Source organism: Grimontia sedimenti (genome assembly GCF_011045095.1).
GTDB classification, from domain to species: Bacteria; Pseudomonadota; Gammaproteobacteria; order Enterobacterales; family Vibrionaceae; genus Enterovibrio; species Enterovibrio sedimenti.
In genome coordinates this window covers 185,462-208,501 of the sequence record NZ_JAALDL010000007.1, presented here as the reverse complement: position 1 = coordinate 208,501, position 23,040 = coordinate 185,462, and the positions used below count along the sequence as shown (strand labels likewise).

General features: G+C 50.5%; 14 protein-coding genes, 1 tRNA gene, 2 rRNA genes and 1 riboswitch. Of the genes, 6 read left to right on the top strand and 11 right to left on the bottom strand.

Translation table 11 applies throughout. The features are described from left to right. Positions 1-198 precede the first annotated feature (198 nt). The 4 genes from rrf (G5S52_RS11690) (at position 199) to metA (ending at position 1,783) form a co-directional block, all read left to right on the top strand. Positions 199-314 (top strand): 5S ribosomal RNA (gene rrf, locus G5S52_RS11690). 156 nt (positions 315-470) lie between these two features. Continuing rightward, a tRNA-Thr gene (locus tag G5S52_RS11685) sits at positions 471-546 on the top strand. Between the two features lie 14 nt (positions 547-560). Next, positions 561-676, top strand: a 5S ribosomal RNA gene (gene rrf / locus G5S52_RS11680). A 150-nt stretch (positions 677-826) separates the two neighbouring features. Then, positions 827-1,783 (top strand): homoserine O-acetyltransferase MetA, encoded by a 957-nt coding sequence (metA, locus tag G5S52_RS11675; RefSeq protein WP_165013710.1) that lies wholly within the window; start codon positions 827-829, stop codon positions 1,781-1,783. Positions 1,784-1,824: 41 nt separating this feature from the next. On the opposite strand, the gene G5S52_RS11670 is transcribed toward metA, so the two are convergent. Then, complete coding sequence (locus tag G5S52_RS11670; protein WP_165013708.1) at positions 1,825-3,159, bottom strand: cation:proton antiporter; 1,335 nt, start codon at positions 3,157-3,159, stop codon at positions 1,825-1,827. A 194-nt stretch (positions 3,160-3,353) separates the two neighbouring features. Here G5S52_RS11670 and metH point away from each other — a divergent pair, with 194 nt between their 5' ends. Next, complete coding sequence (gene metH / locus G5S52_RS11665) at positions 3,354-7,028, top strand: methionine synthase (RefSeq protein ID WP_165013706.1); 3,675 nt, start codon at positions 3,354-3,356, stop codon at positions 7,026-7,028. Between the two features lie 67 nt (positions 7,029-7,095). Here metH and lysC read toward each other — a convergent pair whose 3' ends face one another. Further along, a complete protein-coding gene (gene lysC, locus G5S52_RS11660; RefSeq protein WP_165013704.1) occupies positions 7,096-8,445 on the bottom strand; it encodes a lysine-sensitive aspartokinase 3 in 1,350 nt (449 codons plus the stop codon). Positions 8,446-8,547: 102 nt separating this feature from the next. Continuing rightward, positions 8,548-8,723: riboswitch (Lysine riboswitch) on the bottom strand. A gap of 218 nt (positions 8,724-8,941) precedes the next feature. Between lysC and G5S52_RS11655 the strand changes: the two genes are divergently transcribed. Then, complete coding sequence (locus tag G5S52_RS11655; protein ID WP_165013702.1) at positions 8,942-10,060, top strand: pyridoxal-phosphate-dependent aminotransferase family protein; 1,119 nt, start codon at positions 8,942-8,944, stop codon at positions 10,058-10,060. Between the two features lie 44 nt (positions 10,061-10,104). On the opposite strand, the gene G5S52_RS11650 is transcribed toward G5S52_RS11655, so the two are convergent. The 9 genes from G5S52_RS11650 to G5S52_RS11610 all read right to left on the bottom strand — a co-directional run bounded on the left by G5S52_RS11650 (position 10,105) and on the right by G5S52_RS11610 (position 22,990). Beyond that, on the bottom strand, positions 10,105-11,766 hold the full coding sequence (locus G5S52_RS11650) for a lipid A core--O-antigen ligase (protein WP_165013700.1): 1,662 nt from the start codon (positions 11,764-11,766) through the stop codon (positions 10,105-10,107). 35 nt (positions 11,767-11,801) lie between these two features. Continuing rightward, on the bottom strand, positions 11,802-14,636 hold the full coding sequence (gene uvrA / locus G5S52_RS11645) for an excinuclease ABC subunit UvrA (RefSeq protein WP_165013697.1): 2,835 nt from the start codon (positions 14,634-14,636) through the stop codon (positions 11,802-11,804). A gap of 161 nt (positions 14,637-14,797) precedes the next feature. After that, positions 14,798-15,664 (bottom strand): UTP--glucose-1-phosphate uridylyltransferase GalU, encoded by an 867-nt coding sequence (gene galU, locus G5S52_RS11640; RefSeq protein WP_002541270.1) that lies wholly within the window; start codon positions 15,662-15,664, stop codon positions 14,798-14,800. A 142-nt stretch (positions 15,665-15,806) separates the two neighbouring features. Beyond that, positions 15,807-17,120: a flippase gene (locus G5S52_RS11635; RefSeq protein WP_165013695.1), complete on the bottom strand. Its 1,314-nt coding sequence runs from the start codon at positions 17,118-17,120 to the stop codon at positions 15,807-15,809. A 9-nt stretch (positions 17,121-17,129) separates the two neighbouring features. Further along, a complete protein-coding gene (locus G5S52_RS11630; protein WP_165013693.1) occupies positions 17,130-18,851 on the bottom strand; it encodes an SLC13 family permease in 1,722 nt (573 codons plus the stop codon). A gap of 3 nt (positions 18,852-18,854) precedes the next feature. Then, positions 18,855-19,898 carry a glycosyltransferase family 4 protein gene (locus G5S52_RS11625; RefSeq protein WP_165013691.1) on the bottom strand — a complete coding sequence of 348 codons (1,044 nt, stop codon included), beginning with the start codon at positions 19,896-19,898 and terminating at the stop codon, positions 18,855-18,857. After that, entirely contained in the window at positions 19,895-20,710 is an 816-nt protein-coding gene (locus tag G5S52_RS11620) for a putative capsular polysaccharide synthesis family protein (RefSeq protein ID WP_165013689.1), read from the bottom strand. Before G5S52_RS11620 ends, G5S52_RS11625 begins: the two co-directional genes overlap by 4 nt. Continuing rightward, on the bottom strand, positions 20,707-21,954 hold the full coding sequence (locus tag G5S52_RS11615) for an O-antigen ligase family protein (protein ID WP_165013687.1): 1,248 nt from the start codon (positions 21,952-21,954) through the stop codon (positions 20,707-20,709). The genes G5S52_RS11620 and G5S52_RS11615 overlap by 4 nt, the downstream gene beginning before the upstream one ends. Beyond that, positions 21,938-22,990 carry a glycosyltransferase gene (locus G5S52_RS11610; RefSeq protein ID WP_165013718.1) on the bottom strand — a complete coding sequence of 351 codons (1,053 nt, stop codon included), beginning with the start codon at positions 22,988-22,990 and terminating at the stop codon, positions 21,938-21,940. Before G5S52_RS11610 ends, G5S52_RS11615 begins: the two co-directional genes overlap by 17 nt. Positions 22,991-23,040 lie beyond the last annotated feature (50 nt).

Genomic DNA, 23,040 nt, shown 5'->3' with positions numbered 1-23,040 from the left:
GATAGGTCAGGTGTGTAAGCGCTGCGAGGCGTTGAGCTAACTGATACTAATTGCCCGTGAGGCTTAACCATACAACACCCAAGGGGTTTTGACGGACTCAAATAGAACGTTGAATGTGTAAGAACGAGAACAAGAAACAGCTTTCCTGATTACTTTTGCCTTCAGTTTTTGAAAAACTGGAAGTAAAAAAAGAATTTGCTTGGCGACCATAGCGTTGTGGACCCACCTGACTCCATGCCGAACTCAGTAGTGAAACGCAACAGCGCCGATGGTAGTGTGGGGTCTCCCCATGTGAGAGTAGGACATCGCCAGGCTTTATTTGCCTATCTTGGTTATTGCTTGCATCTTTGGATACTTTCGGTGCTCATGTGCTAACGCACACTGCGCTTCTCAGTTCAAAATCTGCTTCGCATAACACAAGATATTCTAAACAAAGCAGTTCGAGTAAGACTTTGTTTGGCTGAAAGTTTGCTGATATAGCTCAGTTGGTAGAGCGCACCCTTGGTAAGGGTGAGGTCCCCAGTTCAAATCTGGGTATCAGCACCAGAATTTAAAATTTGTCTGGCGACCATAGCGCGATGGCCCCACCTGATCCCATGCCGAACTCAGTAGTGAAACGTTGCAGCGCCGATGGTAGTGTGGGGTCTCCCCATGTGAGAGTAGGACATTGCCAGATGCCTCTTCAAACCCGTAGCGGAAACGCTGCGGGTTTTTTCATATCTGCCCTCTGATCAATCTCACAAATGTACTTGAACCCCTAAAGGGGATGTTATAGGGTTAATGGAATTCTAGACGTCTATACATCTTAACGAGGGAGTGATTTAAGATGCCGATTAAAATTCCTGATCAGTTACCGGCGGCCAGCACCCTGCGTCAGGAAAACATCTTCGTGATGTCGGAGACCCGCGCAGAAAGTCAGAACATCCGTCCCCTGAAAGTACTACTTCTCAATCTGATGCCTAAGAAGATTGAAACAGAAACGCAGTTTATGCGTTTGCTCTCTAACAGCCCCCTTCAGGTTGATGTTGAATTGCTGCGTATTGATGACAGACCGAGTAAGAACACTCCTACCGAGCACTTGGATACCTTCTACAGGCAGTTTCAGGGTATCCGTGAGCGTAACTTCGATGGATTGATCGTGACAGGCGCACCTTTGGGTCTGGTGCAGTTTGAAGACGTGATTTACTGGGAGCACTTGCAGGACATCATGAATTGGGCGAAAGACCATGTGACATCGACGCTTTATGTGTGTTGGGCGGCACAGGCAGGCCTGAAGCTGCTTTATGATTTGCCAAAGAAAACGCGCAAGGAAAAGCTATCCGGGGTGTACTGGCATAAAACCCATAAAGAGCACAGTAAGAACCCTATACTTCGTGGCTTTGATGACTCTTTCCTTGCGCCACATTCCCGCTATGCGGACTTTTCACCTGAGTTTCTTGCTGAGCATACCGATCTCGATATCCTGGCAACGTCCGCGACTGCCGGCACTTACCTAGCGGCAACCAAAGACAAACGAAATGTGTTTGTCACCGGGCATCCAGAGTATGACTCTCATACGCTACATAATGAATATGTGCGCGATGTAGGTGAAGGTATGGAGCCTGCCGTGCCATCTAATTACTATCCGGATGACGATCCAACACAAGAACCCTATGTAAGCTGGCGAAGCCATGGGCACATGCTTTTTGCCAACTGGCTTAACTACTGTGTTTACCAGCAAACGCCTTACGACCTCGATCATTTCTCAGAGTCAGCGTTTACCAAAGACGACGATGATGAGTAATAAAAAAGCCTGCGATTGCAGGCTTTTTTGGTTTTTGAGGTTTAGTCCTGAGTGACTTCTGTTCTTGGTTCGGTATTTTGATAACTGCTAGGTTTGATCTCCATATCCCGCTCAGCAACTTTGGATTTCTCTATCATCTTGGTGATGGTTGAGCCCTGAACCAGAATAGAGAAGACCACCACGGCATAAGTCATCACCAGAATGATTTCCCTTACATCAATATTCTTTTCTGGCAGCACCATATAACCGGCAGGAACAGCCATCGCCATTGCTATCGCAAGGCCTCCACGCAATCCTCCCCAGGTTAGAATTCTCACTGAGTAAGGGTTGTAGTCCCGGTAACGGTTAAAACCAACATAGCAAAGACGGACGCTGAGATAGCGCGATACCAGCACCAGCGGCACAGCGAATGCCATGATGATCCAGTCTTCCTTATGGAAGCTGAATGTCAGCATGCTTAGACCGATTAGCAGGAAGAGCACACCATTGAGGAATTCATCGACTAACTCCCAGAAATGGTCCAAGTGATCTTCACTTTCCTTTGAGAAGCCGATGTAGCGCGTCCAGTTACCAATCATGATACCAGCCACGACCATGGCGAGCGGCCCAGAAACGCCAATCAGGCTGGCAAACACATAGCCTGCTGTTGGTATGCCTAAGGTCAGTAATAACTCCATTGAGTGGTCGTCGGTATGACAAATCAGGTAATGGAACAACAAGCCAAGTAAGAAGCCATACACGATGCCGCCAATCGCTTCATGCAAGAAGAGCTCAACGACGCCCATTACGGTTGGAGTTTCAGTGCCGAATGCGACAGTGAACAGGGTGATAAAAATCACCAGACCAAAACCATCATTGAAAAGGGACTCGCCCTCAATCTGCGTCGAGATACGCTTCGGCGCATTGAGCTTTTTAACAATGGCAAGAACAGCGATAGGGTCTGTAGGAGAAATCAGGGCACCAAACAGCAGGCAGTAGATAAAATCGAACGGAATGCCGATGAGCTGGAAGAAGAGCCAGGCGACACCACCAATAAAGAAGGTAGAAACGAGTGTCGCTCCTAGTGCCAGCACCGTAATTTCCCATTTCTGATCTTTTAGGTTGGGCAGTTTTACTCCCAGGCCGCCAGCGAAAAGTAAGAAGCCCAACACGCCTTTCAGTAAGAAATCATCGAAGTGAATTTCATTGAGGGTCTCGGCAGCAAGGTCTTTTAAATCAAACCAATTGTTGTGTCCCGAGATAACGATCCCAAGTGAGAGGATAAGGGCACCGGCAGTGATAGCGATAGTTGTCTGCATTTGGCCAATTTTGCTATTGATAAAGGCAATCAGCATGGCTGCCGCAGCGAGAAAGCAGAGCGTTGTGTAGACGGTCATTGATGACCCCGTGTAGGCTGAGATTATGATTCGGAAAGTTGTAACGAAATATAAATCCAAGCGGCGCAGAAAACTACAACAAATGTGTGTCAGCAGAGAGGTTAAGGTTTAGTTGAGGTTAATTAGACGTCTAGATTTCCATTTGGTCTGTGATACTATGCGAATAGCGAGAAATATAAGAAGGATCTGCGGTTGTGAGTAGTAAGGAAACACTGGAAAAACTGTTAGAGGAACGCATTCTGATCATTGATGGTGGCATGGGCACCATGATTCAGGGCTATAAGCTCGAAGAAGGTGATTACCGCGGTGAACGATTTGCTGATTGGCATTGCGACCTTAAAGGCAACAACGACCTTTTGGTACTCACGCAACCCCAGATGATTAAAGATATCCACGCAGAATATCTTGAAGCAGGCGCGGATATCCTGGAAACCAATACCTTTAACGCGACCACTATCGCCATGGCTGACTATGAGATGGAAAGCCTGAGTGAGGAAATTAACTTTGCGGCAGCCAAGTTGGCACGTGAAGTCGCTGATGAATGGACAGCGAAAAATCCGGATAAGCCGCGCTTTGTCGCTGGCGTATTGGGTCCAACCAACCGCACCTGTTCGATTTCTCCCGACGTTAACGATCCCGGTTACCGTAATGTCAGCTTTGATGAGCTGGTAACGGCGTACTCTGAGTCTACCCGCGCGCTTATCAATGGCGGTGCTGATCTTATTCTGATTGAAACCATCTTTGACACTCTGAACGCCAAAGCCTGTGCTTTTGCGGTTGAGAGCGTTTTCGAAGAAATGGGCACTCAACTGCCAGTGATGATTTCCGGCACGATCACTGATGCATCAGGCCGTACTTTGTCAGGCCAAACGACAGAGGCTTTCTATAACTCCCTACGTCACGTCAAACCGATTTCCTTTGGTCTGAACTGTGCGTTGGGCCCTGATGAACTGCGCCCTTACGTGGAAGAGTTGTCACGCATCTCTGAAACCTTTGTTTCTGCGCACCCGAATGCCGGCCTTCCGAATGCCTTCGGTGAATATGACTTGTCCCCGGAAGACATGGCTGCTCATGTGAAAGAGTGGGCGGAAAGTGGCTTCCTGAACATGATTGGTGGCTGTTGTGGTACGACACCAGAGCACATTCGCCACATGTATGAGGCGACCAAGGCGGTTAAGCCCCGTGTATTACCAGATCTTCAAGTAGCGTGTCGCCTGTCAGGCCTTGAGCCACTGACCATTGAAAAAGAAACCCTGTTCATCAACGTTGGTGAGCGCACCAACGTGACAGGTTCTGCGCGCTTCAAGCGTCTGATCAAAGAAGAGCAGTACGATGAAGCCTTGGAAGTGGCACGCCAGCAGGTAGAGAACGGCGCCCAGATCATCGATATCAACATGGATGAAGGCATGTTGGATGCCGAAGCCTGTATGGTTCGCTTCCTGAACCTCTGTGCTTCTGAGCCTGAGATCTCCAAAGTGCCGATCATGGTCGACTCTTCCAAGTGGGAAGTGATTGAAGCTGGCCTGAAGTGTATTCAGGGTAAGGGCATCGTTAACTCCATCTCGCTCAAAGAAGGTAAAGAGAAGTTCGTTGAGCAGGCGAAGCTGATTCGTCGCTATGGTGCTGCCGTTATTGTTATGGCCTTCGATGAAGTCGGTCAGGCAGAGACCCGTGAGCGCAAACTCGAAATCTGTACCAATGCCTACCGCATTCTGGTGGACGAAGTTGGCTTCCCACCGGAAGACATCATCTTTGACCCGAATATCTTTGCTGTCGCAACCGGTATTGAAGAGCACAACAACTATGCCGTCGACTTTATCGATGCGGTTGCAGACATCAAACGCGATCTGCCGTATGCGATGATTTCAGGCGGTGTGTCGAACGTCTCCTTCTCGTTCCGTGGCAACAACTATGTGCGCGAAGCTATTCACGCTGTGTTCCTTTATCACTGTTTCAAGAACGGCATGGACATGGGCATCGTGAATGCCGGTCAGCTTGAGATCTACGATAATGTCCCCGAGAAACTGCGTGAAGCGGTGGAAGATGTAGTACTGAACCGTCGTGACGACAGTACAGAGCGCCTTCTTGATATCGCAGCGGAATACGCGAATAAAGGTGTCGGCAAAGAAGAAGATGCTTCTGCGCTGGAGTGGCGAACCTGGGCGGTAGAGAAACGTCTTGAGCATGCTCTGGTGAAAGGTATTACCGAGTTCATCGTTGAAGACACAGAAGAAGCTCGCGTTAATGCATCCAAACCGCTTGAAGTGATCGAAGGGCCACTGATGGATGGTATGAACGTCGTCGGTGATCTCTTCGGTGAGGGTAAAATGTTCCTGCCTCAGGTCGTGAAATCAGCCCGCGTAATGAAACAGGCGGTGGCGCACCTTGAGCCTTTTATCAACGCTGAAAAACAGGCAGGCTCCACTAACGGTAAGATCCTGCTGGCAACGGTAAAAGGTGATGTTCACGATATCGGTAAGAACATCGTTGGCGTTGTACTCCAATGTAATAACTACGAAATCATCGACCTCGGCGTGATGGTGCCTTGCGAGAAAATTCTCAAAGTCGCCAAAGAAGAGAACGTTGATATTATTGGTTTGTCCGGTCTTATCACGCCATCGCTTGATGAAATGGTTCATGTCGCGAAAGAGATGGAGCGTCTGGGCTTCGACTTGCCGCTACTGATTGGCGGTGCAACGACCTCCAAAGCCCACACAGCGGTGAAGATTGAGCAAAACTACAATCAACCCGTGGTGTATGTGAATAACGCATCACGCGCGGTGGGTGTGTGTTCGTCGCTGTTGTCTGAGAATCTCAAGCCTGCGTTTGTTGAGAAGCTTCAGGCGGATTACGAGGTAGTGCGTGAGCAGCACGCACGTAAGCGCCCACGTACCAAGCCAGTCACGCTTGAAAAGGCACGCGAGAATAAAGTCGCTATCGACTGGGAAAGCTACACACCGCCAGCGCCAGCGAAACCGGGTGTTCATGTGTTTGAAGACTTTGACGTGGCGACTCTTCGTAACTACATCGACTGGACACCGTTCTTTATGACCTGGTCATTGGTGGGCAAGTACCCGACCATTCTTGAGCACGAAGAAGTTGGGGAAGAAGCGAAGCGCTTGTTCAAAGATGCTAACGATCTGCTGGATCGCGTTGAACGCGAAGGCCTGATGAAAGCCAGTGGTATGTGTGCCCTGTTCCCGGCAGCAAGTGTGGGTGATGACATTGAAGTCTACACCGATGAATCACGTACCGAGGTTGCCAAGGTGCTGCATAACCTTCGTCAGCAAACGGAGAAACCGAAAGGCTTCAACTATTGCCTGTCTGACTACATTGCGCCAAAAGAGAGCGGTAAGAAAGATTGGATTGGCGCGTTTGCAGTAACAGGCGGTATTGGTGAACGTGAGCTTGCGGACGAATATAAAGCGCAGGGCGATGACTATAACGCCATCATGATCCAGGCGGTGGCAGACCGTTTGGCCGAAGCGTTTGCAGAATACCTGCATGCGCATGTCCGTAAGGAAATTTGGGGTTACGCTGCGGACGAGAACCTGTCGAACGATGACCTGATCCGTGAGAAATATCAGGGTATCCGTCCCGCTCCGGGCTATCCGGCCTGTCCTGAACACACGGAGAAAGGCACCTTGTGGGAGCTTCTCAATGTGGAAGAGACCATCGGTATGTCGCTGACCACCAGTTACGCTATGTGGCCGGGTGCATCGGTATCTGGCTGGTACTTCTCGCATCCTGATTCGCGCTACTTTGCCGTTGCTCAGATCCAGGAAGATCAGCGTGACAGCTATGCTGATCGCAAGGGCTGGGATTTGATCGAAGCAGAGAAGTGGTTGGGGCCAAACCTCAACGGTTAATTTTTGGGAAATTAAAAAGAAAAATGGCGCTCAGTGAGCGCCATTTTTGTATCCACAGAAGAATAAATTAATCTTCGAACAACTCTTTGTGTAGCGCGCGGACAACTTCTTTAGATTCTGACGTGCTGGTGAGGAAGCAGAGGTTGTGGTTGCTTGCGCCATAACAAATCATACGTAGGTTGTAGTCTTCCAGTGCACTGAAGATCTTGGCGGCTGCCCCTTTTGATTCGCTCATGTGGTTACCAATGAGCGCGACCAGACACATGTCTTGCTCTACGGTTACCTTACAAAGTGCAGCCAGCTCCTGTTCTGCCGCTTCAGGCAATTTAGGCGCACCACCTTTGGTGTTGGTTTGATCCAGTGTCAGAGAAACACTGACCTCCGACGTGGTGATGAGATCGACCGACACTTTGTGCTTAGCCAGAATGTTGAACACTTCTGCCAAAAAGCCATAAGCATGGAACATATTCAGACTGGTGAGCGTCACCATGGTCTGGTTGCAACGCAGTGCCAGTGCACGGAATAGCGGAGACTTCTCTGCCTGATGACGAATCCAGGTACCGCCTTGTTCAGGTGCTTTAGATGAGCCTACGAACACAGGAATGTCCTGACGCATCGCCGGGATAAGTGTCGCTGGGTGTAGGATTTTCGCGCCGAAGTTTGCCATCTCTGACGCTTCACTGAAGCTGATTTCATCGATAGGGCTAGCTGCCGGGGCGACGCGAGGGTCAGTACTGTAGATACCCGGAACGTCGGTCCAGATTTCCAGTGACGTTGCTTTTACGGCTTCTGCCAGAAGCGCCGCACTGTAATCACTGCCACCGCGCCCCAGTGTGGTGGTATTGCCTTGTGCATCAGAGCCGATAAAGCCCTGCGTCACGACAACTTTGTCTTCAAACAACGGCGTGAGCACAGTTTCAGCGTGGTGCGCTGTTTCAATCAAATCCGGGGTGGCTTTACCAAACACGTTGTCGGTTTTCAGCACATCACGGACATCAGCGCGAACAGCATTGATGCCTTTATCGTTCAACAGGTGGGTAAAAATATGGGTCGACATCAACTCGCCACAAGCAACGAGGGCGTCAGTAATTTTATCTGAAGGTGAAGTTTCTGCCGCCGCAGAGAGTGTTGCTACTTCATCGAGAATTGCATTCACACCTGATGCAACTGCCGGTGCTTCCGGAAGCTGTTTCAGAATGCTGAAATGAATATCGTGCAGTTTTGTCAGCACTTCCTGCTGCCTGTCATTGGCAACACCATTTGCCAGTTCAACCAGTAGATTTGTCACGCCAGAACAAGCGCTAATCACTACCAGTCGAGTGCTCAAATTCCCTTTAATCACCGCTGCACAGTTAGACATAGCTGTGTAGTCGGCTACACTCGTGCCGCCAAATTTTGCGACATTTAATGCGTTCACTTCCCTTCACCTCCCATAATCGCGAATGGAGTAATCCTGAATAAACAAAGTAATAAGTTGGGAGACAGATAGAGGGTGCGAGCGGGCAGGAAGAAAGGGTATTTCTCCAGAAGCGCTCCATCTCCGTTGAGATGACAATCCGAAGGATTCAACCTTCTAGACCGACAACCCAGCCCCCAAGGTCTGGTATTGCCTCGGCGTCTTACCCCCTCATCGGATTGCATTGGAGTTGGGGCTCCGCAATTCGACTACCTGGTAGACGCGCCTCTTCTGTCTCTGCAGAGCACAAACTGTGCTGAGCAAAAATTGCCCTCTATTGATAAATGTTTGTAATGTTATTGTCAACGTTTGTTTGAGTTTCAAGCACCTCTTTTCGGCCGGGTGAAGGACTTTTGCTTGATGATGCTTGGGTTTATTCAACGTTGAGATTTTAGCCAGCCCTATCCGGTGGTAGGGTAAATAGACCCAAGGAACAAAAGGCAATGGAGAGCAAATAATGACAATTTCACGCTTTATCCCACCACAACGTACCCTTATGGGGCCTGGTCCCTCTGATGTTTCGCCACGTGTATTGCAAGCGCTGGCTCAGCCAACGATTGGTCACCTCGACCCTCTTTTTGTGGGAATGATGGATGAAGTTAAATCACTACTTCAATACGCATTCCAGACTGAAAACGCCTTCACCATTGCGGTGTCCGCCCCGGGCAGTGCAGGTATGGAGACCTGTTTTGTTAACCTGATTGAGCCGGGCGATACGGTGATCGTTTGTCGAAACGGCGTATTTGGCGAACGTATGCGTGAAAACGTAGAACGTTGCGGTGCGACGGCAGTGATGGTTGATGACGAGTGGGGTAAGCCTGTTGATCCGGCAAAGGTCGAAGCGGCTTTGAAAGCGACCCCAGAAGCATCAGTGTTGGCGTTTGTACACGCAGAAACATCGACTGGCGCACTCAGCGATGCCAAGACTCTCTCGGCACTGGCGCGTGAGCATGGCTGCCTGACGATTGTCGATGCCGTAACCTCTCTTGGTGGTGTACCGCTGCTGGTGGATGAGTGGCAACTGGACGCTGTGTATTCTGGCAGCCAGAAATGTCTCTCCTGTGTACCGGGCTTGTCACCAGTCACTTTCTCTCCGCGTGCGGTAGAAAAAATGCAGCAGCGTACTGGTAAGGTACAGAGTTGGTTCCTCGATCAAAGCCTGGTGCTTGGCTATTGGAGTGGTGAAGGCAAGCGTAGCTATCACCACACCGCGCCAGTAAATAGCCTTTACGCCCTGCATGAGTCTTTGCTGATGCTGAAAGAGGAAGGTCTGGAGAATGCATGGCAACGTCACCGCGATATGCATGAATTACTCAAAGCCGAACTGGAAGCACTGGGTGTTAACTTCCTCGTTGATGCTGACCATCGCCTGCCGCAATTGAATGCTGTTGCAGTGCCTGAAGGCGTCGATGATGCTGCGGTGCGTGCGAAACTGCTCAACGACTACAATCTTGAAATTGGTGCGGGTCTGGGAGCACTGGCAGGTAAAGCGTGGCGTATCGGTTTGATGGGTTATGCGGCTAAACGTGAAAACGTAGCCTTGTGTGCGAAGGCACTGAAAGATGTGCTTGGTTAAGCGGAATAAAACAAAAACGCCCCGCATGAATGCGCGTTTTTGTTTTATTCCGCTGGAAGCTCAGAAAAGTCAGGTTGAAACGTTCGGTACGGGAACAGCAGTGATGCTTCATCCTTTAACTGTTTGGCGACCATTTTATGACCGGTGAGCATCGCCAGCTCAATCAGAGATTGATAGCCATCGGCATTCGGAGACATTTCCAGTCGGGTGATTTGCCCCCGAAGGTACAGTTCCTGCGCGCGTAAATCCCGGCTTTCAACACTTTCCAGAAACGCCCGCTTTCCTTCCACTTGCTGATAGAAGTCATTCCACCAAGGATGCGTTTGATACTGAGTCAGCTTACTGTCGCGTATCTGATAGGTGCGAAGCGCCTGTTCGCCAAGATAGATTGAAGACAACACCAAAAAAAGCGTGGCAGTCAGTACCGTGTTAGCGGCTATTTTCATTGGCCGTGGGTAAGGCAAAAGCACACGGCGGTATCTCGCGGTAAGGTTATCAATCCAGTAAAGCAGTACCACAAACAGCATGCCCAGTGCCAGGTTGGTTTCAATGTAGTCTGTCAGTGCCATGCCAATGAGGGATGGCAGAATGATCGCTAGCAGCATCAAGCGGGTGCCATTCGGTGCTTCCAACAACTTACGCACCACCAGTGTGAAGAGCACACCAAAGCTAGCCCAGTAGGCAATGCCGCCCTGAATTAAACTTGCGAGCAGCCAACTCGGATACATTTCTTGAAGCGGCAGAACATGGTTTTGCTCGATGCCAAACAACAGCTGTGCTTTATCGAGCTGTCCCAGACCTATACCTTCAAACTGAGCCTGCCCCAACAATGACCATGCCTGCGATACTACCTCTAACTCCTCGGTTGAATAACGGGCAGCGAAAAGAGCCGACTGAGGAACACTTCCAAACTTCCAAGCGATAGCAAAGCCCGCCAATACCGCGAAATTCCATAGACCATGGTGTCTTTTTTGACTGAAACGGAATAAGAATGGCTGACTGAAAATCACCAACACTAAAATCACGGTGATTAGCCAAGGCGATTTCAACGCTGTGAGAGCTGGAATGGTGAGCAGCGGCGTCGCAAGTAAAAGGGCATGAACCGGAACCCAGTTGCGCTTGTACGCTTTAGTCCGCGCTAGCAAATACGCTGACAGCATCAAAGAGGTCAGAAGAACGATGCCTAGTACGTCACTGTTGCTTTTGAAGTCTGCAAGGCTTGATGACGATATCTCACTGATGCTGGGAAGCAACAAAGGAATCGCCAGTAGCCAGCCACTCAAAAGTGGCAGCCAGAGTAGATATTGCCGTTGAAGGTGATTAAAGCTGAACTGCTGCAGGGTACAGAAAAGCAATAAGGACAACAGAACGCTAAACCCTTGCCATGCAGCCGAATGCCAGTCAGCGTGAAGATAAAATGACGGTATCAGGGCGAAACTTGCGCTGAGTGCCAGCCATCCAGTCATGGTCGTGTGGCTGAAACGGCCTTGTCTTGCAGCTTCCCAAACACCGAAGCAAACGATGGCAACCGCCAACAAGAGCGTTAAGGCTGTCGCTGGATGTTGAACACCGGAGAAAGCGAGTGGGATTTGGTTAAGAGGCAAGCAGAATAAAAACATCGCAGCCAGCGCAATCAGCACTGGCTTAACCAAAGGCTTTCTGGCCACTTTTGATGGCCAGAGGTTTTGAAAACGCATTGTTTGCATAGATTGTTTTTCACTGGCTCACGCCAGCATCCGCCCTATGAAGCTTTTTGTTTAAGCAAAGGTTTCAGGAACCTTGCTGTGTGCGAACCTTCAACCAAAGCCACGTCTTCCGGTGTGCCTTCAGCGATGATCATTCCGCCACCGCTACCACCTTCAGGGCCTAAGTCGACAATCCAGTCCGCGGTTTTTATCACGTCCAGGTTGTGTTCTATCACCACAATGGTATTGCCGTGATCGCGCAGTCGGTGCAGTACCGTCAGGAGTTGCTGAATATCATGGAAGTGCAAGCCAGTGGTTGGCTCATCCAGAATATACAGCGTCTTGCCGGTATCACGTTTGGAAAGCTCACGCGCCAGTTTCACGCGTTGCGCTTCACCACCGGAAAGGGTGGTTGCAGCCTGTCCCAAGCGGATGTAGGAAAGACCTACATCCATCAGTGTTTGCAGTTTGCGCGCTATCGCTGGCACGGCATCGAAGAACTCGCGGGCATCTTCCACTGTCATCTCAAGGACTTCATCAATGGTTTTGCCTTTGTAGCGGATCTCCAAGGTTTCACGGTTATATCTCTTACCTTTGCACACGTCGCACGGTACGTAAACATCCGGGAGGAAGTGCATTTCCACTTTGATAACGCCGTCGCCCTGACAGGCTTCACAGCGGCCACCTTTGACGTTAAAGCTGAAACGGCCCACTTTGTAGCCACGGGAACGTGCTTCCTGTGTGCCTGCAAACAGTTCACGGATGGGTGTGAATATGCCAGTGTACGTTGCCGGGTTGGAGCGTGGAGTGCGTCCAATCGGGCTCTGGTCGATATCAATCACCTTATCGAAATGACCCAGACCGTCGATGTCCTTGAAAGGTGCAGGCTCGCCCGTGGTTGCGCCGTTCAGTCGCTGGTGGGCGATTTTGTAGAAGGTGTCGTTGATAAGGGTCGATTTACCTGAACCGGATACGCCGGTCACACAGGTCAACAAACCGACAGGAAGTGTTAGATTCACGCTCTGCAGGTTGTTGCCCGTTGCCCCTTTGAGCTTGACGACCTTTTTCTTGTCGTAAGAAATTCGCTTAGCAGGGACTTCAATCGCCTTTTTCCCGCTGAGGTATTGGCCAGTTAAAGAGTTTTCATTCTTGATGATTTCTTCATACGTCCCTTCAGCAACGATGTGACCACCATGCACACCGGCACCAGGACCGATATCCACAATGTAGTCTGCCGCGCGGATAGCATCTTCATCGTGTTCAACCACCAGCACGGTGTTACCCAGATTACGAAGGTGTTCCAGCGTCGCGAGTAGGCGTTCGTTGTCACGCTGGTGGAGACCAATGGATGGTTCATCCAGCACATACATCACGCCGACCAGACCCGCACCTATCTGACTGGCTAGACGAATTCGTTGCGCTTCACCACCTGATAGGGTGTCAGCACTGCGCGATAGGTTGAGGTAGTTCAGACCGACGTTGACCAGAAAACTCAATCGGTCATGGATTTCTTTGAGTACCTTGTCGGCAATTTGTGCACGTTGGCCCGTCAGCTCCAGATCTGCAAAGAAGGTGAGTGCTTCGTGAATGCTCATTTCACACACGGCTGGCAGGTTGGTATTGCCGACAAAGACATGGCGAGCTTCTTCACGAAGACGCGAGCCGCCACAGCTTGAACATGGCTTGTTGGCGATGTATTTCGCCAGCTCTTCACGCACGGCCATGGATTCTGTATCACGGTAGCGGCGATTGAGATTATTTAAAATCCCTTCAAACGGATGCTTACGCACAGTGATATCACCGCGATCGTTCACGTACTTGAAAGCAATTTCAGTGTTGCCGGAGCCGTTTAGAACCACGTTTTGAATGGTTTTCGGTAAATCCTGCCAAGGTGTTTCGATGTCGAATTCGTAGTGATCGGCAAGCGAGCTCAGCATCTGGAAATAGTAGAAATTACGGCGATCCCACCCCCGGATGGCGCCGCCAGCCAGACTGACTGCTTCATTCTGAACCACGCGGTTTTCGTCGAAGTACTGCTGTACGCCCAGACCATCACAGGTTGGGCAGGCACCTGCTGGGTTGTTGAAGGAAAATAGTCGCGGTTCAAGCTCTTGCATGCTGTACCCGCAATGCGGACAGGCAAAGTTGGCTGAGAAAATGAGATCATCACCGTCACCATCCATATAGCTGACCACAGCCGTGCCGCCTGTCAGTTCAATGGCTGTTTCAAAAGACTCAGCAAGGCGCTGCTGCAGATCGTCGCGCACTTTGAAGCGGTCGACGACCACTTCAATAGTGTGCTTTTTGTGAAGCTCCAGCTTTGGTGGATCAGAAAGGTCGCATACCTCGCCATCAATGCGCGCGCGGATAAAACCATGGGCGACCAGGTTTTCCAGTGTTTTGACGTGCTCGCCTTTACGCTCTTTGACGATAGGAGCCAGCAGCATCATCTTGCTGCCTTCTTCAAGCTCCAGCACCTTGTCGACCATCTGGCTCACGGTCTGTGCTTCCAGCGTCACGTTGTGTGTCGGGCAGCGCGGGTCACCCACGCGCGCGTATAGAAGACGCAGGTAGTCGTAGACTTCGGTGATGGTACCAACGGTTGAGCGTGGGTTGTGAGACGTCGATTTTTGTTCGATAGATATAGCCGGGGACAGGCCTTCAATATGGTCGACGTCTGGTTTTTCCATCAGGGAAAGGAACTGGCGTGCGTAGGCAGACAGTGATTCTACATAGCGGCGTTGGCCTTCTGCATACAATGTGTCGAAGGCCAGTGATGACTTGCCGGAACCGGAAAGGCCAGTGATCACGATCAGCTTGTCGCGTGGGATCGTCAGGTTAATGTTTTTCAGGTTATGGGTGCGAGCCCCTCTGACGTCTATCGTATCCATGTCTACCTTGCCCTTAGCGCTCAGGTTTGCAGCCTGAAGAAAAAACGAATGAGGAAGTATCCCACATTATCGCGTGATGAAAAAGAAGAAAGCTGTATAAACATACAGCTTTCTTCAGTGTTGCGACATGCAAATTTTAACGGTGCTTCAGCCTGAATCGATCAGCCTGTTTTTACCGTTTTTTGAGGCTGGTTCGGTGCATCCGACTTCAGGTAGATATTTTCGTAGCAATAGTTGGTTGCTTCGATAAAGCCTTCAACGCTACCACAGTCAAAGCGCTCGCCTTTGAATTTGTAAGCCAGTACACAGCCGCTTTGTGCTTGTTTCAGCAAAGCATCGGTGATCTGGATTTCACCGTTTTTGCCTGGTTCTGTTTTTTCCAGGATGTCGAAAATGTCCGGTGTCAGGATGTAACGGCCGATGATGGCCAGATTACTTGGCGCGGTGCCTTGCTCTGGCTTTTCTACCATGTTGTCGACACGGTAAAGGTTGTCACGCATTTCTTCACCGGAAATGACGCCGTATTTGTGAGTCTCATCTTCCGGCACTTCTTCTACCGCGACGATAGAGCAGCGGAACTGCTTGTACAGTGCAACCATCTGGGAAAGCACGCCGTCTTCCAGATTCACACACAGGTCATCTGCCAGTACAACGGCAAACGCTTCGTCACCCACCAGCTCACGGCCAGTCAGGATAGCGTGACCCAGACCTTTCATTTCTTTCTGGCGGATATAGGTGAATGAAGCAGCATCGATAGTTGCGCGGATATCTCCCAGCAGTGCTTCTTTGTTCGTACCGCTGATTTGATGTTCCAGCTCGTAGTTTTTGTCGAAGTGATCCATCAGGCTGTGCTTACCACGACCGGTAACAATACACATACCGGTGATGCCGGCTTCAATGGCTTCGTCAACGCCGTACTCGATAAGTGGCTTATTAACGATAGGCATCATTTCTTTTGGCATGGACTTAGTGGCAGGCAGAAAACGGGTACCGTAGCCAGCCGCTGGAAAGAGGCACTTCTTAATCATAGGTTGTCCTTAATTTACATCATCCAACTAACTAGTCGCCCTGTATTAAAAATTGGGCTTATTGGAATGTTAACATTTAATCGTTGCAAATCTGTCTCATTGTTTGATTATGAGCCCAGAGGGACCCTTCAACAAGAACCGCTTATCCAATCGGCCAGAAACCGAGTCTTTTTTCGACCTTGTGCACGGCCAAAATGTTCTGTGTACTCATACCGATACTCACTGCAAGCGCTGCACCGACGATTCCCCATAATGACGTAAATATCAGTATCAAAGTCACGGTGAGCATCCCAGCGAATAACGTAATGTTGCGCATGTCTCTTTCATAGCCACACATGGTGAGAAGAAATCCGACAGATCCAGTCATCACATTGATGGTCTGGCCAACAGCAAGGATCACCAGAAGTTGACCGGATGCTGAAAACTCCCGGCCAAACAGCGTCATGATGGTGTCTGGCCAGATAAGCACTGCCGCCAGAACCGGTATGGAAAACACAATCATCAGTCGGGTTGAAAATTGCGCCAAGCGTTTCAGTTCATCCAGCTTGCCTGCTTTAAACAGTGCTGAGAACCGGGGAGCCGCGACGAAATTGATGACCATTAACATGAAGCTGATGAGCAAGGAGGTTCGTTGCGCTGCGGAAAAATAGGCGACTTCTTCAGATGTGACAAACAAGCCAACGATCACGACCGAAGCCCACGGAATGGCCTGGCTGGTGGCGGAAATCAACCAAAGGTTGGGGGCGGCGCTCCAAAGCGCCGGCATCTTGCGATCGCTGGTGTCGATGCGATGATCTGGTTCGCGAAACCATAGCCACAAGCCACTTAACACTACCAGCCCAGAAGCAATGACATAAAGTACGGAAGCACTTTCAGCCATTGGGTTGGACTGGTAATGGTTGAGAAGCAAGAATGCGGGTAGGGCAAGCAATGTCACACCAAGCTGCATGGAGCAGACGGAAGCAATCACTCTTCGGGTTGCCTGCAATGCGTAGCCATTAAGAAAGAACAGGCTGATGAAAGGTATGGCCAGCGCAAAGTAGCGCAAACTTACTGTGGCTTCAGGTTTACTGAACACATTCAAAGCCAGCCATGGGGACGCAAGATAGGTGACTCCTCCGACAATGACTGAGGTAGGAAGCACCGCCAGCAAAGCATTAGTAAAGACCTGGTTGGTCAAATCGGCGTTGTCTTGCTCTCCAGCGTGACCAATAAACCGCAGAAGAGCATTCTCCATCCCAAATAGGCAAAGCGTTCCGAGTAAGATGGCGAGGCTCATGCCAAGAAAGAACAGACCGGATTGTTCTGCGCCTAACACTCTTGCCGCGACGACACTGAGTAAAAACGCGGCAGCAGCAGAAAAAACGCGGAAGAGCGCCGCAAGGGCAGCATGGAACAGAAACTGGCGGCGTGTGGGTTCCATGGATTGAATGCGATGTACGATTTGAGAAATCATCAGACTGCCTTACCAGGGGAAAACCAAAGGAATGAGAGAAAGCACAAGCACACCATAAACCAGGCTCAGAGGCAGCCCAGCTTTGAGGTAGTCTCTCGGCACATAACGACCGGCGGTATAAACCATCAGGTTGGTTTGATAGCCAAATGGAGAAAGAAAGCTGGCACTGGCTGCAAATGCAACGGTCATGATAAAGGGCATGGGATCGACTTGATATTGCGTTGCAATGGCCAGCCCTACAGGGAAACTGATTGCGGCAGCGGCATTGTTGGTGATGAGCTCAGTCATCAACCAGGTGGCGAGATAAAGAATCACCAAGGCGGCGAAAGGTCCGCCGTGTTGACCGATGCCCATGATAAGTGTTGCCAGGCTATCTGCCAGCCCCGTCAAACTGATGGCTTGCGCCAGACCTAATGCAGAGCCAATCACTAAGACCAGTTCAAAAGGAAATCGTCGCCTTAGATCATGAATGGACACCAAACGCGCTGCCACAGCGCCAGCGAGAAGAAGGATCAGCCCTTTATACAATGGGAGCAGTTCGAGGAAGCTGGCAATCAGTGCGCAGACAGCGCCGCCGCAGAACAAAAAAGATTGGGTGCCACTTAACAGGGCATTGTTTTCCCTTTCCCCTACCAGAATGAAGTTCTGGGCGAGATTGCCACGATTGAAAAAATCCTGCCCCACAGCCAGTACCAGAAGATCCCCGCCTTGTAACTTCACCTGACCGAGGCCTCCGGTGATTTTGTTTTCCCCGCGCTTGACGGCGACCACGGCGGCGCCGAACTGTGCACGGAAATTGAGTGACTTAATGGTTTTTCCGGCAATGACTGCCTGCGGGGTGATGACGACACTCACCAGATTATCCGAAGGCAGGTGTTCACCTTGCGTTCGGGGAGTTAGCCCTTTGAATTTTTCCAGTAATGCTGTGGCTTCCAAGTCACCGGAAAACACCAACACGTCGTTACCTTGAAGCTGTTCTGCGGGTGACACTGGAGAGATAACGCGCTCGGCACGAATGATTTCCACCAAAAACAGGCGCTCAAGGTGGCGAAGTCCACTTTGTTCAACGCTTTGGCCGACGAGGGGAGAGTCAGGGTTAAGTTGTGACTCCAGAAGATAACTTTGTGAGGTTTCCTGAGCGCCGCTCTGACGCGAAGGCAGCAGCGCCAAAGACACCAGTGTAATCACCAAGACACCGGCAAGAAATACAGGTACGCCAATCAAGGAAAAATCGAAAAAGCCAATTCCGGGCAAACCGGCATTAAGGGTAAAGCCATTCACTAGCAAGTTAGTGGAGGTACCAATCAGCGTCATGGTACCGCCAAGAATGGCTGCGTATGAAAGGGGGATCAATAACTTGCCGGCAGGGTGCTGACTTTTGGTCATGCTGCGCATCAGCGTAGAAACCACTGCGGTATTATTGATGACCGCAGAAAGCAGGCCAGCAGACAGGGTGGTTTGAACCGTGACTTTACGAAGACATCCCTGAGTACACCAACGGCCCAGCGCACTGATGTAAGGCGTGCGCTCAAGGATCACAGAAACCATCACCAAAAGCACCAAGGTAATGAGCGCCGTGTTGGTGAAGTTATTGAACAGCTGAACGGCAGGGACGATATCCAGTGTCAGCAATGCGGTGAAAACGGCACCAAATACCAGCGCCGGACGAAGATTGGTAAGCAGCAATGTTCCCAGCAAGCCTGCAATTAAGAGTGCCACCACCGCGCTCATTGCTTAGGCCTCATAAATCAGGTGCAAAGCTTCGCGTTGTTTTTCCGCACTGAAGTCGTTGTTGAAGGCATCAATGGCTTGTTGGTAATCCGGGTGATCGGGGCGTTTGCAGTAATTGATGATTTGCTTTGCCATGGTGTCTGGCGAGCTCACCATAAACGGATAGTGCAGGTTCTGGGTCGCACCGATTATGCGCAATACCATAGGAATGCGCAGTTTTGCGGCTTCCAGAATGGTCAGTGGCATGCCTTCCCACGCAGCGGTGTGGAGATACAAATCGGCACTGTTCAGCGTTTCCATCAGTTGCTGGTGTGGGATCATTCCCGTCACCTCAACGCCCGCCTCTCTCAACGCTTGCTCCATTTCAGGCTCGCCGCCACCCAGCCAGTGCAGCTTAATTTGACTGAACTCAGGGTAAGTCTTCAGGCTGGTAATGGTATCCAGCAAAAACTGAGGGTCCTTCTGGGGAGAAACCCGGCCAACCACCATCACGTTAAATGGAGGGCGCTCAGTCTGGGTCTCAGAAAAAGAGAGTGCTTTGTCCAAGTCTGCATAGTTGTTGAGGTGAACGGCCTTTTGGGCGCCCAGCGCAAACCCAAGCTCACATTCCCTTTCGCTGCATCCTGCGATCATATCAATGCGAGACAGACCGACCTTTTCTAGCTGCATGTAGACCTTCTGCATCAACTCAGAAATGTCGCGACGCTCGAACGCATAGCAATGTGGGGTATAGACAATTTTTGTATTGCCTTTTTTCGGGAGAAAGCGCCCCAAAAACCCAGCGAAACTGGAGTGAAGATGAATCACGTCAGGCTGCAGTTGAAGCACTGCTTTTCTCGCCTCACGGAAAAAAGCTAGCAAGCCGCCTTCCATCGTTTGAACATCATCGAACAGTGTGGTGACCGCCATACCGGTATCGTCATTGGGGCGCAATCTGGCAAACAGGTGATGACGAATCGGATCCCCTTGGGTCGATTTCGCATAGCTGCACAGTGCGGTTTGGATGCCGCCACCAAACGCTTCCGTAATATGGAGAACGGTTTTCATCGCTGGCCCCATTTCTGTTTAAATTGCGTGATTTCCTCTTCACTGTAGACGGCGCGATACAGCGGTGCATCATACAGATGGAATAAACGCTCAAACGGGTAGGTTTCTTTAAAGCGTTGATAAAGCGCTGAATACCACTTGTTCGAAGCCTCGTTGCTGGATTGCAGCTTGAAGTCCGGTAGCTCAAGAAACTCTCCCAGCACATCTGTTGACTGGTTAATCGCTTCGCATTTCATCAACAGCACATCACTGCCCCCTTGCTCGATGCGCCAATGGGTTTGAGAGGGATCCTGAACGTGTTTAACCACATCAATGCCGAAGTGGCGTTTAAGTTCCCTGTCGAACCAGCCAGTGAAGTAATCAAGACGCATCTGGGTTTCAAAGGCATCGGTGAGGTGGCGCAGCGTGGAATCCATATCTCCGTGAATGGCTTCGTTCTTTTTACCCGCGATGAACTGGATGTGGAGATCCTGAAAAAAGCGCGACACGACGGTCGCGATAGGATCGCGCACCAACGTGATGATCTTCAGGTGGTCACGTTTTTGCAGAATACGTTTCCGGTGAGAAAGAGTCAGCTTGTATGCCGCACGGATGTGCCAGTCGAAGAAACAGGCCACGTCATCGGTGTTGTGGTACATCTGAAACTCTTCGTTGTCGTCGAAGGTATGGATGTGCCAACTCGGGATGCCAGCATGTTCAAGGGATGCCTCAATAGATGACGAGCCAACCTTACCCATTTGGTAAACCAGGACAAAATCCGGCGCATTCAGAGTTTGGTCAAAAGCGCGTTGTCGGGCTAGGCTGAACTTCATTTCTTATCCTCTTGAAACTCAATAGTAGAAAGCGGCGTCACGGCGTTTGAAGAAGCGTTAATAGAAGACATAGACGCCTCGGAAACAGGCTCAGGTGCCGTGCGCGTATTGATGAAAAATGGAAACAGGAACATCAGCATGATGGTGCTGTTAACGGCCACAAACAGCACCATGGCCAGAATGTAAACCGCAAGAAGAAAGGCCACTGGATTGATAAACCGCTGCCCGAAAAGATGACGAAGCCCTAACAGGAATCCGCCAATCAATATCGTCAGACCTACCAGCCCGTACTCAACCGCTACATCAAGGGCGAAGTTGTGGGTATAAATCGCGAGTTCCTGATTTTGGAAATAGTTGGCGATATAGACAGGGAGCATCTTGGGGCCGACGCCGAAAATGGGGTATTCCAGAAACAGGGCAAAACCATTAGCGAGCAGGAGCTTTCGCCAAAGCTCAGAATCCCAGCGCGCTTCGTGCTGGTCGGCAAACAGGATGTCGAACTGGGTAAACTCAAACTTATCGAGGATGGCGTGAGTGCCAACCATGTACCAGATGGAAAGCAGGGTCAGAATGCCGCCCAGAAAACCGAGGGTTCCCAGCGCAAAAGCGGTTTGTCGGGAACGTGGATGATGCACTTCACGGCAGAACACCAGGTCGCAGGCGACAAGCATCGCCATACCCAACAAGGCTTTGCGTTCACCGGACATCAAGAGCATCACGACTGCCGCAGCCAATAACACATGCCCGAACCGGATTTGGCTACGCAGGATATAGAGCAGGGCGCAGGTGAAACCAAAGAAGTACTTGGTATTTCCAAGCTGTTTGAAGTCGTTGAATGCGGGATGCATCAAGTGCCAGCCCGCGGTGTAAAGGGCGCCGGCAAAAGTATAAAGCGCCAGCAGCGATAGAAAACGTGGTGAAGCCAACAAGCCTGCCTGATGTAAAACCCCTAGAAAGGCGGCAACGGAAAGCCACTGGATCATTTCAATGATCACCAGCTTCAGCGGGACATCATTGATAATGCCTGATAGCGCAATGTAGATGACAAACACAAAGATGAAGCCGCCCGCTTTTAGCGTCGACTGCAGCAATTGCCCGCGCAATGCAATAAGAATAAGAAAGCCAAGCGAAGCGATACCAAGAAAATCGGCCAGATACAGGCTGATGCCGGCGACAGCGATTTTCGTCGGGACAAAAAACAGGACAACGGCAAGGGCAGCCGCATGCTCAAGCGATCTTGTCATCCGCCAGCTCCTGATAAGCCTGATAATATTGCTCGCGGAATGTCTCCAGCCTGTACAGCTGACAGCGTGACAAAGAACGTTGTGAGGCTTTGGTATACTCCTGTGGGTCTTCACAGATGGAAGTAATCCTTTGGGCGAGCGCGTCGTCGTCACCTAAAGGAAACAGGTACTCTTCGGTACCAATAACTTCATCAATGCCTTGAACGTTTGACGCGAGCACTGGCAATCCTGCTGCCATGCCTTCTACAGCGGCCAGACCAAACCCTTCAATAATCGTGCTCTGCACATAGATATTAAGACTGTCCAAAAACACGGGGATGTCTGAACGCACACCGTGGAAAACCACTCTGTTTTCAAGACCAAGCTCTTTGACCAAGGCTTCGTATTCCCCGCGACGATCGCCATCGCCTGCAAGGTGAAGCTCATAACGGGCTGGTAACTTGGCCAGTGCACGTATCAGTGTAGGGTGATCTTTGTAAGGATGCAGTCGACCCGCCATCCCGATACGGATTGGCGCATCTTCTGTGGGTGGCTGCTTCTCTTGCATGGAAAATTTGCTGAGGTTGATGCCATTTAAGATCACCGAATAGTGCTTTTTCCAATGCGGGAGGAAATCTTCCAGCGCATTTTGTACCTGCCCTGTGATGCACACGGTTTTCTGGTAGCGCCAGTAAAGCAGCCACTCGAAAGGCTTCATCCAGATATGGTCGCGACGTCGGTTATGCGAGTTGTGTTCAGTCTGAATACGCTTTTTGCCAAACGCTGCCAGCGCCACATAGATCGAGGGAAAGAGGTGGCCATGCACTACGTCTGGCCAACGCAGGATTTGCCATTTTTCCTTGAGGGAAAGCTTTTTCCACACCAGACATTCCACGCCCGCGGCTTCCAGCTCGCCGGATAAGTCGTTGATATCGTCCAGTATCACGACCTTGCTTTCGTAGCCAGCCGGTGTCGGACACACTAAATCAACGACAAAGCGCTGCGCACCGCCGTTTCGCGACAGATCGTTAATGATATGCAGTACTTTTACCGCCATGGTGGTGCTTCTCTCATCCCTAGCCTTTAACGTCAACGTGTCCATGTCAT